General features: G+C 58.0%; 13 protein-coding genes. 5 read left to right on the forward strand and 8 right to left on the reverse strand.

The genetic code is table 11. The features are described 5' to 3' along the window. Positions 1–10: 10 nt before the first annotated feature. Genes GOW60_RS06120 through GOW60_RS06130 form a run of 3 tightly spaced genes read right to left on the reverse strand, consistent with a single transcriptional unit; the run spans position 11 to position 2629 of the window. Positions 11–967: a site-specific tyrosine recombinase XerD gene (locus GOW60_RS06120; RefSeq protein ID WP_171168470.1), complete on the reverse strand. Its 957-nt coding sequence runs from the start codon at positions 965–967 to the stop codon at positions 11–13. Between the two features lie 2 nt (positions 968–969). After that, a complete protein-coding gene (locus tag GOW60_RS06125) occupies positions 970–2490 on the reverse strand; it encodes a hypothetical protein (protein WP_171228603.1) in 1521 nt (506 codons plus the stop codon). Beyond that, on the reverse strand, positions 2480–2629 hold the full coding sequence (locus GOW60_RS06130; RefSeq protein ID WP_171228604.1) for a hypothetical protein: 150 nt from the start codon (positions 2627–2629) through the stop codon (positions 2480–2482). Before GOW60_RS06130 ends, GOW60_RS06125 begins: the two co-directional genes overlap by 11 nt. Positions 2630–2708: 79 nt before the next feature. On the opposite strand from GOW60_RS06130, the gene GOW60_RS06135 reads away from it, so the two are divergent. Together GOW60_RS06135 and aroB are read left to right on the forward strand one after the other, a co-directional pair. After that, positions 2709–3296: a shikimate kinase gene (locus GOW60_RS06135; RefSeq protein WP_171228605.1), complete on the forward strand. Its 588-nt coding sequence runs from the start codon at positions 2709–2711 to the stop codon at positions 3294–3296. Continuing rightward, positions 3297–4409, forward strand: a complete 1113-nt coding sequence (gene aroB / locus GOW60_RS06140) for a 3-dehydroquinate synthase (protein ID WP_171228606.1) — start codon at positions 3297–3299, stop codon at positions 4407–4409. A 9-nt stretch (positions 4410–4418) separates the two neighbouring features. On the opposite strand, the gene GOW60_RS06145 is transcribed toward aroB, so the two are convergent. Continuing rightward, positions 4419–5489, reverse strand: a complete 1071-nt coding sequence (locus GOW60_RS06145) for a site-2 protease family protein (RefSeq protein WP_171228607.1) — start codon at positions 5487–5489, stop codon at positions 4419–4421. Positions 5490–5507: 18 nt separating this feature from the next. Further along, entirely contained in the window at positions 5508–5996 is a 489-nt protein-coding gene (gene ssb, locus GOW60_RS06150; RefSeq protein WP_171228608.1) for a single-stranded DNA-binding protein, read from the reverse strand. A 203-nt stretch (positions 5997–6199) separates the two neighbouring features. Here ssb and GOW60_RS06155 point away from each other — a divergent pair, with 203 nt between their 5' ends. From GOW60_RS06155 to GOW60_RS06165, 3 genes are all read left to right on the forward strand, one after another. Next, positions 6200–6778, forward strand: a complete 579-nt coding sequence (locus GOW60_RS06155) for a lytic transglycosylase domain-containing protein (RefSeq protein ID WP_171228609.1) — start codon at positions 6200–6202, stop codon at positions 6776–6778. 97 nt (positions 6779–6875) lie between these two features. Beyond that, the gene (locus GOW60_RS06160) at positions 6876–7838 is read left to right on the forward strand and encodes a LuxR C-terminal-related transcriptional regulator (RefSeq protein ID WP_171228610.1); all 963 of its coding nucleotides are present in this window, start codon (positions 6876–6878) and stop codon (positions 7836–7838) included. A 130-nt stretch (positions 7839–7968) separates the two neighbouring features. Beyond that, a complete protein-coding gene (locus GOW60_RS06165) occupies positions 7969–8955 on the forward strand; it encodes an MBL fold metallo-hydrolase (protein ID WP_171228611.1) in 987 nt (328 codons plus the stop codon). A 120-nt stretch (positions 8956–9075) separates the two neighbouring features. On the opposite strand, the gene GOW60_RS06170 is transcribed toward GOW60_RS06165, so the two are convergent. The 3 genes from GOW60_RS06170 to GOW60_RS06180 all read right to left on the reverse strand — a co-directional run bounded on the left by GOW60_RS06170 (position 9076) and on the right by GOW60_RS06180 (position 13780). Beyond that, on the reverse strand, positions 9076–11163 hold the full coding sequence (locus GOW60_RS06170; protein WP_152457768.1) for an ABC transporter ATP-binding protein: 2088 nt from the start codon (positions 11161–11163) through the stop codon (positions 9076–9078). 93 nt (positions 11164–11256) lie between these two features. Next, positions 11257–12720 carry an ABC transporter permease gene (locus tag GOW60_RS06175; protein ID WP_171228612.1) on the reverse strand — a complete coding sequence of 488 codons (1464 nt, stop codon included), beginning with the start codon at positions 12718–12720 and terminating at the stop codon, positions 11257–11259. Between the two features lie 13 nt (positions 12721–12733). Further along, positions 12734–13780, reverse strand: coding sequence for an ABC transporter permease (locus GOW60_RS06180; RefSeq protein ID WP_152457770.1), 1047 nt, complete (start codon positions 13778–13780; stop codon positions 12734–12736). Positions 13781–13852 lie beyond the last annotated feature (72 nt).

Genomic DNA, 13852 nt, shown 5'->3' on the forward strand with positions numbered 1-13852 from the left:
GATCAAGGGCTTAGCCCCGGTCTTCGTCAGGGTCTTTGCTCAGCGGGTGGTGTTGCAACACCAGTTCCGACAGCCGTTCATCCAGAACATGAGTATAAATCTCGGTCGTTGCAACGTCGGCATGACCCAACAAGGTCTGGATCGAACGCAGATCAGCGCCGTTGGCCAGCAGATGCGTGGCAAAGGCATGGCGCAGGGTATGCGGGGTGACTTTCTCGGGCGAAACGCCACCCTGAACGGCCAGTTCCTTGACCAGCAGAAAAAACCTGTGCCGTGTCAGGTGGCCGGACTTGCCGCGCGACGGAAACAGAAAACGAGACCTTTGACCGCCTTTCTCGACGGTCTGGTCTTCGGCTTCGTCCCGCGCGGTCAACCAGGCAGCCAAAGCATCCCGCGCCGGTGGGGACAGGGGCACCATGCGTTCCTTGCCGCCTTTGCCCATCACCAGCAACATACGCGGATCGCCACGGGCCGAGGAAACGGGCAGGGACACAAGTTCGGTCACACGCATCCCGGTGGCGTAGAGAACTTCCATCAAACAGGTATTGCGTACGCGATCAGCCTTGCTGCGCCCGGTTTGTCGGGCGGCTGCCAGAAGACGGTCGACTTCGGGCACGTCCAGCGTTTTGGGCAGTCGTTTCTGCCGCCCCGGACCTTTGATCTGGATGGCGGGGTTCGTCTCGCTCCAGCCTTCCTCGAACGCAAAGCGGTACAGCTGTTTTATCGCCGACAATCGCCGCGCGCGGGTGGAACGCGACAGGCCCTGTGCCTGGCAGTCGATCAGATAGGCCTCGATCTGATCACGATCTGCCTGATCGAATCCGGATCCCATGCGCTGCAACCAGGACGCAAAGTCTTTCAGATCGCGCCCATAGGCCAGCAAGGTATTTGTCGCCGCGCCAAGTTCCGCCGCCTGGGCCTGTAGAAAGGTCGAAATCCATAGCTCATTTGTCGCCGGAATTGCCATCTTCAGCGCTCTTGCAGGATCAACAGGCTCAGCGCGGCACGCCGCGCGGTGTCTTCCAGGCCCACGCGTCGGAAGGTTGCGATTGCTGCGGTCAGATCCACCAGATTGCCCCGTGCACCATGCGCAAACAGCTGCATGGCTTCCAGTATGGCTTCACCAAGCTGACCGTTGTTCAGCAAGGCGTCGATGTCGTTGGGTACGGGTGCCGCCCATGCAAACCCCTGAGAAACCGCGTCGGCCAACGGAGAAGGAGAAACCGCCCGCCCCGGATCACCCTGCGCCAGCGCCGCAAGAAACAGGGTATCGATCGAGTTGTCCGGTGCTGATTGCGCAGCCTGTTCGTACAGGCCAGACAGCATCAGAATGCGCCAGCGCAGGTTTTCAGTCGCCGGCACCGACAGCGAAACCTTCGACAGACGCTCGGCGAACAATTCGGCGAAGGGCACTTCAAGCCCGACGCTGCGCATCTGCTGCCAGACCGGTGGCAGCGTTTTTCCGACGGCTTCAGCGTTTCGCGTATCCAACGCGCTTTCAAATCGTTGGATGGCCGCGACCCGGTCCCAAACTGCGCCGGACGCTGCCGGGGACCTCTCGGTATAAAGTCCAAGCAATTGATTGGGTGTCAAGGCGCCAATGCGTGTAAGCCGTTCAGCGGCTTCGATCTGCGCTTTCCATCCGGCCACATCCCGAAGATCCGCATTGGCGAAAGCGCGTGGCAACGAGGCGGAAGGAAGCCGTTCTCCGATCGCTTCGAACAGTCGGAAACTCAATGGATCCGGGTTTTCAGGTTGGGGCAGATAAGCCGCGCCTTCATAGAGTTCAGGGCTTAAAAAACGATCCAGAACCGCCAGCTCTTCCGGCGGCAGGATGTCCAGGGCATGCGCGGCCTCAAGCGTCAACGCGGCCGATGCCCAATCTCCGCGTCGGGCTTTGCAGAATACTTGCGCGGCGTAGTCCTTTGACAGATGCGGTTCGGCGATAAGGGCGGTGCAGCTGCGATCCTCATCACCGGTCAGCAGCGTTGCGTCAAACCAGCGCTGAAACCGATCCTGTGTATCGGTCGGCCCGGCCAGTTGAACCAGTGATTGCACGGGGTCAGCCGCACCCAGTTGCATCAGACGGTCCAGCCGCGCCAGCAGCATAATCTCTTGCGCATCAGGGCCCGCCGGTGCCCGGGTTTCCGAAAGAAGCAATGTAAACAACAGGCGTTGCATGGCCGGGTTGTCGCGAACGGGCGTCTTCGCGATCAGCTCTGCCAGCCGGTTCGCATCGCTGCCTTGCCACAAATCCACGGGCAACCCGGTGACGGATGATGCGACCAGGCCCAAAGGTTGCGACAACGCTTCAAGCGGCGTGACCTCAATTTCGGGCAATCCGCCGTTTTGAGCCACCGGCGGTTCCAACAATACGGTTCCGGGCAGGTTTTCCGGCGGATCCGCAAGCCACTCGATCGCGGATAACGGGGTCTGCGCATGTGCCGATCCCGCCAGAAAGACCGCCAACAGCGCCTGTTTAGTTGACATCCAATACGACCGGTTCGCGGATTTCACTTTGAGGCGCAGAAAAATCTGCGCCAAAGAATGGGCCAAGATAGGCGTAGGCGACCAGCCCAATGAACACCAGGCAAAGAACATATATCAGGAATTTGATCAGTCGGCCCATGGCCCCACGCTGCCTCAATTTTTGATTTTGGCCAAGTTATAACTGGCATTTTTCCCAAGATCACGTCATTCACGTTTAAATGAGCGAAATTAAGCATAACACACATTCGACAGACACACAGGGTGGTTTTGATCTGCACAAAACCGTGGTTCTGGTGGGTATGATGGGGGCTGGCAAGACTGCGGTGGGCCGCGCGTTGGCCGCACGTCTGGGTGTTCCGTTTCTGGACAGCGATGCCGAGATCGAATCAGCCGCCAACATGACCATTCCTGAAATCTTTGAACGTGACGGCGAACCTTTCTTTCGCACCAAGGAATCGCAGGTCATCGGGCGCTTGCTGGATGAACAAAAAGGCATTCTTTCAACGGGTGGGGGGGCGTTTCTCCAGCCGGAAAACCGTCGCATCATCGCCGAAAAGGGCGCTGCCGTCTGGCTGCGCGCGGATCTGAATGTTCTGTGGAACCGCGTGCGCCACAAAGACACCCGTCCTCTGCTGCGCACCGACGATCCCTATGCGACGCTGAAATCCCTCTACGAGGCCCGCGTGCCGGTTTATGCTCAGGCTGATCTGACAGTGGATTCGGATGGCGAGACCTCGATCGAAAATATGGTAGGCCGCGTTGTCGACGCTCTGTTGGCGCGCCCTGATGTTTTGGAACTCAAATAAATGCACCAAACAGTACATGTGGACCTGGATGACCGATCCTATGATGTTGAAATCGGTCCGGATCTTCTGACGCGGGCAGGGGGCTGGATATCTCCACTTCTGGCCCGGCCAAAAGTCGCGGTTCTGACGGATGAAAACGTGGCCGGTCTGCATCTTGAGGCGCTGCGCGCCGGGCTGAATGCCGCGGGGATCGAGATGACCGCACTGGCGCTGCCCGCCGGAGAGGCAACCAAAAGCTGGCCGCATTTCGAGCGCGCCGTCGAGTGGCTGCTCGCGGAAAAAGTCGAACGCCGGGATGTCGTCGTGGCTTTGGGCGGCGGCGTCATCGGAGATCTGGCAGGCTTTGCAGCGGCGGTTCTGCGGCGCGGTGTTCGCTTTGTGCAGATTCCAACGTCCTTGCTGGCGCAAGTGGACAGCTCGGTCGGTGGAAAGACCGGGATCAACGCACCACAGGGCAAAAACCTGATCGGCGCGTTTCATCAACCCTCGCTGGTTCTGGCGGATACCTCTGTTCTGGGGACCATGACCCAAAGAGACTTCTTGTCAGGCTATGGCGAAGTCGTGAAATACGGGTTGCTTGGCGATGCGAAGTTTTTTGATTGGCTTGAGGCGCACGGGCCGAGCGTTTCCTCGGGTGACATGGCGGCCCGGGTACACGCGGTGACGCGCTCGGTGCAAATGAAGGCCGACATCGTCGCGCGGGATGAAACCGAACAAGGTGACAGGGCTCTTCTCAATTTGGGTCACACATTCTGCCACGCCCTAGAGGCCGCGACGGGCTATTCCGACCGCCTTCTGCATGGCGAAGGTGTGGCAATTGGCTGCGCGCTGGCGTTTGAATTGTCGTCGCGGCTGGGTTTGTGTTCGCAAGAGGATCCAAGCCGGGTGCGCGCGCATTTGCGTACCATGGGGATGAAGACGGATCTGGCCGATATTCCGGGCGAATTGCCAGGCGCCGAGGCGCTGGTGGATCTTATGGGACAGGACAAGAAAGTCGTGGATGGCCAGCTTCGGTTTATTCTGGCGCGTGGGATCGGAGAGGCGTTCGTGACCTCAGATGTGCCGAAAGATGCGGTTCTTTCGGTTCTGTCAGATGCGCTTGCCACGGCTTGACCTGAAGGCCTAGCGCCCCTGAATGACCATCAGTTCACCGATGTTCTCGCGCGTGATGTAACCCATCATGCGACCACCCCGAGTGACCACAGCGATGGCCGGAGCGCCGTTGTGCAAGTGCTCCAGAACGGTCTCGAGCCCGGTGGTAAGCGAAACCGAGGGGACCGCCGCGTCCATGATCGACGTGGCGGGTGCTGATCTGGGTTGGTCACTTGCCAGCGCAGCAAACAGCCGTTCACGCGTGACGAATCCCAGCAGGGCCTGGCTTGAGTCCAATACAGGGAATTCGTGTTGCGTGGTGTGGATCACGGCTTGCGCCGCAGTACTCAGCGTATCGTCGGGGGAAAGCGCGTGAAACTCGGTGATCATCGCGTCCCGGGCCAGAACCCGGCGCGCTGCGGTTCGCAGGGCGACGTCCTGGCTTTCGGCGTTGGCGGCGATGAACACGAACACGGCGATGAGTACCAGAAACGGGTTGCCTGAACTCAGCCCCAAAAACCCCAGACCCACCGCAACGATCTGACCTCCGACCGCAGCCACGCGTGTTGCTTTGACGCGGTCCATGCGCAGGCACAGAAGGGCGCGGAATACGCGCCCTCCGTCCATGGGGAAGGCCGGGATCATGTTGAATACGGCCAGCAGCAGATTGATGTAGGCCAGCCTGTTCAGAAACCCGATACCCGGTGAATCGATCTGGGAAAGCGTCTCGATCGGCACTCCCGCTCCGAAGGCGACCAGTATGACCCAGATCACGATGTTCACCGCTGGACCTGCAAGTGCCACAAGCACTTCTTGCATCGGTTTTTCCGGCATCCTTTCAAGCCGGGCCAACCCACCGATCGGCAACAATGTTATGTCTGGGGTCTTGATTCCAAAGCGTCGCGCCATGAGGGCATGACCGAATTCATGTGCGACCACACAGGCAAACAAGGCCAGAACAAACAGCAGGTTGTCTATGGCGGCCGGCAGGCCACCGGCGGAATAGGCCGCAAAGCCCACCCAGGCCAGAAGCAGGAAAAACGTGACATGGACCCTCAGTTCGGACCCGAGCAACCGGCCGAGAGAAAAGGACCATGTCATGTCGTGTCTCCGAATTTTCTAGAACGGAATCTCGTCGTCGTCGATTCCACCCGATGCCGGTGCCGGGGAACTGGACGGACCGCCGTAAGGGTCTCCGTACCCGCTGCCACCGGCTTGGCCGCCGCCGTAACCACCGCCGCTGCCGCCGCCTTCGCCGCGCGCATCCAGCATCACGAGGGTTGAGCCAAAGCCCTGAAGGACAACTTCAGTAGAATACCGGTCCTGGCCAGACTGGTCCTGCCACTTGCGGGTCTGAAGCTGCCCTTCGACATAGACTTTAGAGCCCTTGCGCAGGTATTGCTCGGCCACACGGACCAGACCTTCGTTGAATATGGCGACCGAGTGCCATTCCGTGCGTTCGCGGCGTTCGCCCGTGTTGCGGTCTTTCCAGGTCTCTGACGTGGCAATGCGCAGATTGCATACTTTTCCGCCGTTCTGGAATGTCCGCACTTCGGGATCACGACCCAGATTTCCGACCAGAATGACCTTGTTGACTGAACCCGCCATGTAATTCCTCGTTCTGTTTTCGCGTATGTGCGCCGAATCTGGCGCGACTTGTTTCGTGAGACCCTATACGGCCTGCATCATGGATGAAAACAGTAGATACAACAGTGTTGGGCAAGAGTCTTACTTTGGCCTTTACCAAGCTTTCATTTTTTGTGGGAATACCTATAATCCGACTGGTTTCTTATCGAGCAGGATAGGCATTGATGCGTTCTTGGGTTGCTGGGTTTTCTGTTGTCTGCCTTGTGCTGGCCGTTTTGCCTGTGCAGGCGCAAACTCTATCTACCAAAAGCCGCAAGGATATCTTCCTCAAGCAGTCCAAGATTCTGGATTCCCGTGCGGCGACGCAGTATCGCGACTCCGCGAGGTTGAAACCCAAGACATCCCGTGCGCATACCGGCAAGCGATATACTGGCAAGTATCGCGGCCAGTATATGGATCTGGCGAAACAGGCTGCCCGCCTTCACAACATTCCCGAAGACTTGTTCCTGCGCCTTGTTCAGCAGGAAAGCGGATGGAACCCGCATGCGAAGTCTCACAAGGGTGCTCTGGGATTGGCGCAATTGATGCCTCAGACCGCCGAGCTTCTGGGGGTCAACCCGCATGACCCCAAGCAGAATCTCGAAGGTGGGGCCAGATACCTGTCCTGGCAGTATCGCAAGTTCAAATCCTGGCCACTGGCTTTGGCCGCCTACAATGCCGGCCCAAAAGCGGTGGAAAAGCATGGCGGCATACCGCCATACAAGGAAACCCAGAACTACGTGAAGGTAATCTGGGGCGGTTAAACCCGATGCCGCGGCGCAGAACGTCCGGTTCTTGATCAGGCTCAACCAGTCCAACTAATCTGAAAGGGTATCGTCCAGTAACTGGTGAGGTCTCCTCATGCCTGTTGACCACCCTGAGATTCCGCAAGAAACGCTGGCCAATTGGCAGCAACTGGTCGATCTGGTCGCGGAATTGGCGGATGTGCCCGCAAGCCTGATCATGAAAACCGACGCACCGGATCACGCGGTGCTGATCACCTCGGATCATCCCGAAAACCCGTATCCGGTTGGTTTGAGTTTCCAGTTGAATCCCAAACTTTATTGTCAGGGCGTCCTGCAACGGGACGGAGAGCTGGTGGTTGAGGATGCAGCTTGCGATCCGGATTGGGCGGACAATGACGATCTGGAACATGGGATGACATTTTACATCGGCCTGCCGCTTAAATGGCCCGATGGATCGGTGTTCGGAACGATTTGTGTTCTGGATCGAAAGCAGAACCGGCGTGCCTTGTTGTTCCGCGAAGGGTTGGCGCAGTTCGCACGCATGGTCGAGTCGGATTTGGCTTTGTTGCAAGAGGTTTACCTGCGCCGCGCGCTGGAAGAGAAGCTCAACGAAACACTGGCGCAGCTTGAAACCCGTGTCGCGGATCGCACCCGTGAACTGCAGGAAACCAACACGGCGCTGCGCGTCCTGCTGTCCAGTCTGGATGACGAACGCAAAGGCCGCGATCACGAAATTGTCGAACAGGTGCGCGGCCGAGTTCTGCCCTATCTGGAAAAGGTTCGAACGCAGCTTTCCGGGGACGAAGCGCAGTATGTCTATCTTGAGTTGGCCGAGAAGAACCTGAACGAGATCACGTCTTCATTGTCGGACAAACTGACGGATGCGTTTGCAGCAATGACCCCGACCGAGATCGAGATTGCGCAGATGGTCATGTTTGGAAAAACAACCAAGGACATCGCCAAGGCCCTGTCCCGAGAAACATCGACAATCGATTTTCACCGCAACAACATTCGCCGCAAGCTGGGACTTGAAGGGCGCAGCCAGAACCTGCGCAGTCATTTGCTCTCGATTTCGTGAACACGGAATATGGGGTTTTCCCCCATATTCCGCCCCCATTTTTTCGGTCTGAGCCAAGATGCCTTGGCTTGTTACCTTTGGTTGGGACGTGCGGAAAACCTGTACATGTCCAACAGAGAGGTACACAAAAATGGATCGCAAAGATCTGAAACCAACCATCCTGAACGGGGACAAGGATCATCTGGCGCCGGGGCTGTCTCGCCGGTCGTTCTTTATGGCGGCGGGGGCTGCCGGTGTCGGCGCGACTGCTTCCGTACTGGGCGCAAGATCGGCTCAGGCGCAGTCTCAGGCGTGGCTACAGCCGGGCAACAACAACCACGTGATAGATCTGCAAGGCGCAACGGGTCAGGCCAGCACCGGGACGGTTGGCATCGACTATTATGGTCATTGTGCGATCAAGATCACCTCGCCCAATGGCGCAACAGTGCTGTTTGATCCCTGGCGCGATGATCCGTCGGGCGCATGGGGGCTTTGGTTCCGCAACGAATTCCCGCAAATCCCGGTGGACATCACCCTGTCGACCCATGCCCATTTCGATCACGATGCGATTGAACGCCCAAGCTCGACCATGGTGCTGGATCGGATGGTCGGCAATTTCGAGTTTGCAGACATCAAGATCACCGGTTTTGCCGACAAGCACGCCTGTGTCGCGCCGGGATGGTATGATTGGACCAATGCGCTGGCCGAGTTCGGCGTGGAAGCCTGCCCGCCGAACAACGTGGGCCACATGGATATGGTCGTCTATCTGGTCGAGACCGGCGGCATTCGAGCGCTGATCTGGGGCGACAACCGCCACAATCCGCCTCAGGAGTTCTGGGACGCGATCGGACGGGTGGATGTTCTGACGCTGCCGGTTGATGGCTCGGAACATATCCTCAGCTTCGATCAGGGCAACGACATCGTATCCAAGCTCAAACCCAAGGTGATCATCCCCACACATTACCTGAATGAGGTCACATCCTACACGCTGACCACTCTGCAAACTGCCGACGACTGGGTGAAAGCTCAGCAGAGTTACAAGATGCTCGACAGTGCCAGCCTTCAGCTTGAAGCCGGTGACATTGCCGGAATGAACCAGGAATTCATGCATTTCGGCAACAACGTCATGGCCGGCTGACGAATTACCGGGGTCGCCACTCACGCCACTCCCAAGCGCCGCCTGTCTCCCCAAAAAACCACGGCGCCAAAAGAAAGGGCCGGTCCCTGACCGGCCCTTTTTCAAGGTTCAGAAACGGGTTTACTCCGCCGCGACTTTGATTACCGGCTCCATCCGGGCCAGAATGTCTTCGGCCAGGTGGCATTTGATCTGGTGCCCATCCGCCAGCGTCTGCACCGGCGGCACATGGGATTCGCACCGACCGTCAGGCACCTCGGATTTCCATCGGCAACGCGTCTGGAACGGACAGCCTGGTGGCGGGTTCATGGCCGAGGGAATATCGCCTTCCAGAACGATATGCTGCTTTTCGATCGAGGTATCCGCAATCGGAACCGCGCTCAGCAGCGCCTCGGTGTAGGGGTGATAGGGCGGGGCAAAGACCTGATCCGTGGTGCCCAACTCTACGACATGGCCCAGATACATCACCATGACCCGGTCACTGAGGTAACGCACGATGGACAGATCGTGGCTGATGAACAGCAGCGTGGTCTTGTGCTGTCGCTGTATCTCCATCAACAGATCCGTCACGGCAGCCTGAACCGACACATCCAGCGCCGAGACGGGTTCGTCCGCCACAACGATACGTGCATCGCCGGCAAAGGCGCGCGCGATACCCACGCGCTGTTTCTGCCCGCCGGACAGCTGTCGCGGCATCCTGTCTGCAAAGGCGCGCGGCAGCTTCACCAGATCAAGCAGTTCCAGCATCCGCTTCTTTCGCTCGGCTTCAGAGTTTCCGACACCGAAGATTTCAAGCGCCCGGATGATCTGACGGCCAACGGTCATCGACGGATTCAGCGTGTCGAACGGGTTCTGGAAAACCATCTGAACTTCGCCGATCGTCTTGGCATCGCGTTCTTCGATGGGCACCTGTTCGATGTTGCGGTTGTCCAGCAGGATCTGCCCGTCTGTGGCCGTCTCCAACCCCATAAGGACCTTGGCGAAGGTGGACTTGCCGCAGCCGGATTCCCCCACGATGGCCAGTGTCTCGGATTCGTGCGCCTCGAAGCTGAGCGTTTCGTTGGCCTTCACAACCTTCTTCTCACCGCCGCCAAACAAGGCATTTGCCGCAACCTCGTAATATTTCTTGAGGTTGTCCATTTTCAGAACCGTTCGGCCGATCTCGCCTTTTTCTTTCTGATCGGCCAGCGCAAGTGGGGCGTTCCAGTCGATTTCCTGGAATTTAAGGCAGCGGGTGTGGTGCCGGTCATTCCCCGGAACGGCCTCCATCAGGATTTCCTTCGCGTCACAGCGCCCCTCTTCAAAATAGTCGCAGCGCGGTCCAAAGTTGCAACCCGGAGGCCGCTCGTGGGGCAATGGGAAGTTCCCCGGAATAGCCACCAGCGGACGCGTGTTCTTGTCTGCCCCGGGCAGCGGGATCGAACGGAACAGCGCCTGTGTATAAGGGTGCTGCATCTCGTCGAACACATCCTTGATCGAGCCGCGCTCGACCGCTTCACCCGAATACATCACGCACAGACGGTCGCAGGTTTCTAGAACCAGCCCGAGATTGTGCGAGATGAACAACATCGAGGTGCCGTATTTCTTGCCCAGATCCTTGACCAGTTCGACCACGGCGGCCTCGACGGTCACGTCCAAAGCCGTTGTCGGCTCGTCCAGGATCAACAGCGCCGGTTTCGACATCAGCGCCATCGCAATCACGATCCGCTGCTGCTGACCACCCGACAGTTGGTGCGGAAATGAATTCAGCATCCGCTCGGGGTCTGGCAGGCGTACATCCGTCACCACTTCCAGCGCGCGGGAATAAGCCTCTTCCTGACTTACCCCTTCGTGGATCATCGGCACTTCCATCAATTGTTTGCCGATCTTCATCGCCGGATTCAGCGAAGCCATCGGCTCCTGATAGATCATCGCGATTTCATTGCCGCGAATGTCGCGCAACTCTTCGGCCGACATCTCTGCCAGATCGCGGCCCTTGAACTTTATCGTGCCACCGACGATGCGACCGTTCTTGCCAAGATCCTGCATCACGCCCAGTGCCACGGTCGATTTGCCACAACCGGATTCACCAACCAGCCCCACGGCTTCGCCGGGTTCTACGCTGACCGAAAAATCCATCACGGCAGGGATTTCCCGCAGGCGGGTAAAGAATGAGATGGACAGCTTGTCGATCTCCAGGATCGGGCCGTCATAATCCGCCATTTTGCTCATTTTGCTTACTCCTCACCAAATGCGGGGATCCCCTTCATCTGGCCAAAAATATCCCGGGGGGTCCGGGGGGCTGGCCCCCCGGCCTCGATCACATCAGTCCTTCAGGCTTTCCTCGCGAAGTCCGTCAGCCAGCAGGTTCAGACCAAGAACCAGCGACAGCAGGGCAAAGGCAGGAGGAAGGGCAGGGTGCAGGTAGATCGACAGCAGCTTGCGCCCCTCGTTGATCGTGGATCCCCAGTCCGGGCTTTCCGGCGGAAGGCCAAGTCCGAAGAAGCCCAAAGTCCCCAGAAGAATGGTGGTGTACCCGATGCGCAGACAGAAATCGACGATCAGAGGTCCACGGGCGTTGGGCAGGATTTCCCAAAGCATGATGTACCACGGCCCTTCGCCGCGTGTCTGGGCCGCAGCCACGTAATCGCGGGTTTTGATGTCCAGCGCCAGGCCGCGCACGATACGGAAGACCGTGGGCGAGTTGACGAAGACCACCGAGACGAACACCACCAGAATACCGCCGGGAATATCGAACAGGTCCAGATAGGTCGGCAGGCCCCAGATCCGGTAGGCGTCGGTATTAATGATGTAGCCACCGGTCGAAATCAGCGACAGATACAGCCAGATCGCAACACCCAGAACACCGATCAGCAACGGCGTACGGAAATTCGGGCGCGTGTAATAGCGTGAATTCAGCAATACGCCGATGAACAGGATCGGGAACACGAACAGCACGGCCGCCATGTAATTCGGCACCCCGGTCGCCACGATTTCCGGCGTCACCAGCAGGTAGAACAGCAGGATCACCGGGAAGGCGAGGATCAGGTTGGCGAGGAAGGATAGGAACGTATCAAAACGGCCCCCATAGTAACCGGCGGGAAGCCCCAGCGTAATGCCGACCATGAAGGCGAACATCGTTGCCAGCGGTGCAATTTGCACCACAACCCAGGCCCCCTTGACCATCCGGCTGAATACGTCGCGCGCCAGATTGTCACCGCCCAGAAGATACCAAGCATACTCGCCGTCCTCCAGATTTGGCAGAGGCGTTCCCGGCACTTTGTTCTTCATGCCAGAGATCTGTGTCAGCGGGTCATGGGTCACGATCAGATCAAGCGCGCCGAAGATGCCGGTAAAGACCCAGAACATCACAAGGCCAAAGCCGATCATTCCGATGGGACTGTCATACAGTTTGCCGTACAACCCCAGCCGTCGTTTGAAGGCTATGGACATGGCGAACATGATGATCAGCGCGACCCATACAGGCAGGAATTGCTGGGAAATGGCGCCGATGATCCCTGCGCCAGTGCCCATCAGGATGCCCAGCACCAGATAAGCCACGGCCAATCCCACGCTGGCAAGGAAACTGTAATGCAGCGCAAGCTGGATCAATCCACGGACACCGCCGCCAGAACTGACGGATCCATCCGGATTCACGACAATCTGCTGTTCAGGCAAAAAGATACTGGCGATGATCCAGACCAGGATAGACAGCAAAAGTGCTGCCAGTGCGATCATCAGAAGCGGGTTCAGGAAGGCGATAGAGCCGGTCCAGGTTATTGGTTCCATAATCTCACCCTCCTTATGAAATGCGAATGCGCGGGTTTAGGTAAACGTAGCCGATATCCGAGATCAGCTGCGTTATCAGAACCACGAAGACCGACACGACCGAGATCGCCAGCAGAAGCTGGATGTCGTTGTTGCCAGCGGCCTGAACCAGCGCCCAGCCGAAACCTTTGTAGTTGAACAGGGTTTCAACAATCACCACGCCGTTCAGCAGCCATGGGAACTGCAGCATGATAACCGTGAACGGCGCGATCAACGCGTTGCGCAAAGCGTGTTTCATGACGATGTTCGGGAACGAGACACCCTTCAGCCGTGCGGTCCGGATGTATTGCGCCGTCATCACTTCGGTCATCGAAGCGCGGGTCATCCGGGCAATATAGCCCATACCGTAAAGCGCAATGGTCAGGACCGGCAGAAAGAAGTTCTCGAATGTCGGGTTCTCCATCGCTTGCGTCGCGGTTCCCTTGAACCATTTCAGCCCCACGGTGGACGAGGTGAAGATCGCGATGAAGATAACGCCCGATACGTATTCCGGTGTCGCTGTCGTGATGATTGAGAAGGTCGACAATGATCGATCCAGGGCTGATCCCTCTCGCATCCCGGCCAGTACACCAACGATCAGGGCGGAAGGCACCATCAGGACCAAAACCCAAAACATCAGGTAACCTGTGTTGCCCAAGCGCTTGCCAACGATGGTTCCGACTTCTTCCTTGAAAACGGTTGAGTATCCCCAATCGCCCTGAAGAACACCACAATATCTTGCCGTGTCCTCTGCCGTCGAACCGGGTCTTGTGCAGGTTCCCACGAACTGGCCATCTTCCAGTGTATTCTGGAACCCGGGCATCACGCCCAACCATTGGCCGTATTTAACGAGTGTCGGTTGCAAGTAACCGCGGTTTTCCAACCAGGCTTCGACCTGCTCATCCGACATACGCTGGTTGCCCTGCGTTTTCGCCAGCTTTTCAAGGTTCGGGTATAGGTTGGTCAGGAAAAAGACGACGAATGTCAGACATAATGCCGTAAGCAGCATCACTCCGAACCGTCGTAGGATAAATAGTCCCATGGTGGCCCCTGTTGTTCAGGTATTCCGCAGATCATTGGACCATTTTCTGGCCTCGGACGTCCGACCCCGCGT

The sequence above is a fragment of the Ruegeria sp. HKCCA4008 genome, assembly GCF_013033125.1.
GTDB lineage: Bacteria > Pseudomonadota > Alphaproteobacteria > Rhodobacterales > Rhodobacteraceae > Ruegeria.

What these genes read in the sequence shown, in the direction of transcription:
- GOW60_RS06120 (WP_171168470.1), bottom strand. Translation starts at nt 967, where the DNA reads ATGGCAATTCCGGCGACAAATGAGCTATGGATTTCGACCTTTCTACAG.
- GOW60_RS06125 (WP_171228603.1), bottom strand. Translation starts at nt 2,490, where the DNA reads ATGTCAACTAAACAGGCGCTGTTGGCGGTCTTTCTGGCGGGATCGGCA.
- GOW60_RS06130 (WP_171228604.1), bottom strand. Translation starts at nt 2,629, where the DNA reads ATGGGCCGACTGATCAAATTCCTGATATATGTTCTTTGCCTGGTGTTC.
- GOW60_RS06135 (WP_171228605.1), top strand. Translation starts at nt 2,709, where the DNA reads ATGAGCGAAATTAAGCATAACACACATTCGACAGACACACAGGGTGGT.
- aroB (WP_171228606.1), top strand. Translation starts at nt 3,297, where the DNA reads ATGCACCAAACAGTACATGTGGACCTGGATGACCGATCCTATGATGTT.
- GOW60_RS06145 (WP_171228607.1), bottom strand. Translation starts at nt 5,489, where the DNA reads ATGACATGGTCCTTTTCTCTCGGCCGGTTGCTCGGGTCCGAACTGAGG.
- ssb (WP_171228608.1), bottom strand. Translation starts at nt 5,996, where the DNA reads ATGGCGGGTTCAGTCAACAAGGTCATTCTGGTCGGAAATCTGGGTCGT.
- GOW60_RS06155 (WP_171228609.1), top strand. Translation starts at nt 6,200, where the DNA reads ATGCGTTCTTGGGTTGCTGGGTTTTCTGTTGTCTGCCTTGTGCTGGCC.
- GOW60_RS06160 (WP_171228610.1), top strand. Translation starts at nt 6,876, where the DNA reads ATGCCTGTTGACCACCCTGAGATTCCGCAAGAAACGCTGGCCAATTGG.
- GOW60_RS06165 (WP_171228611.1), top strand. Translation starts at nt 7,969, where the DNA reads ATGGATCGCAAAGATCTGAAACCAACCATCCTGAACGGGGACAAGGAT.
- GOW60_RS06170 (WP_152457768.1), bottom strand. Translation starts at nt 11,163, where the DNA reads ATGAGCAAAATGGCGGATTATGACGGCCCGATCCTGGAGATCGACAAG.
- GOW60_RS06175 (WP_171228612.1), bottom strand. Translation starts at nt 12,720, where the DNA reads ATGGAACCAATAACCTGGACCGGCTCTATCGCCTTCCTGAACCCGCTT.
- GOW60_RS06180 (WP_152457770.1), bottom strand. Translation starts at nt 13,780, where the DNA reads ATGGGACTATTTATCCTACGACGGTTCGGAGTGATGCTGCTTACGGCA.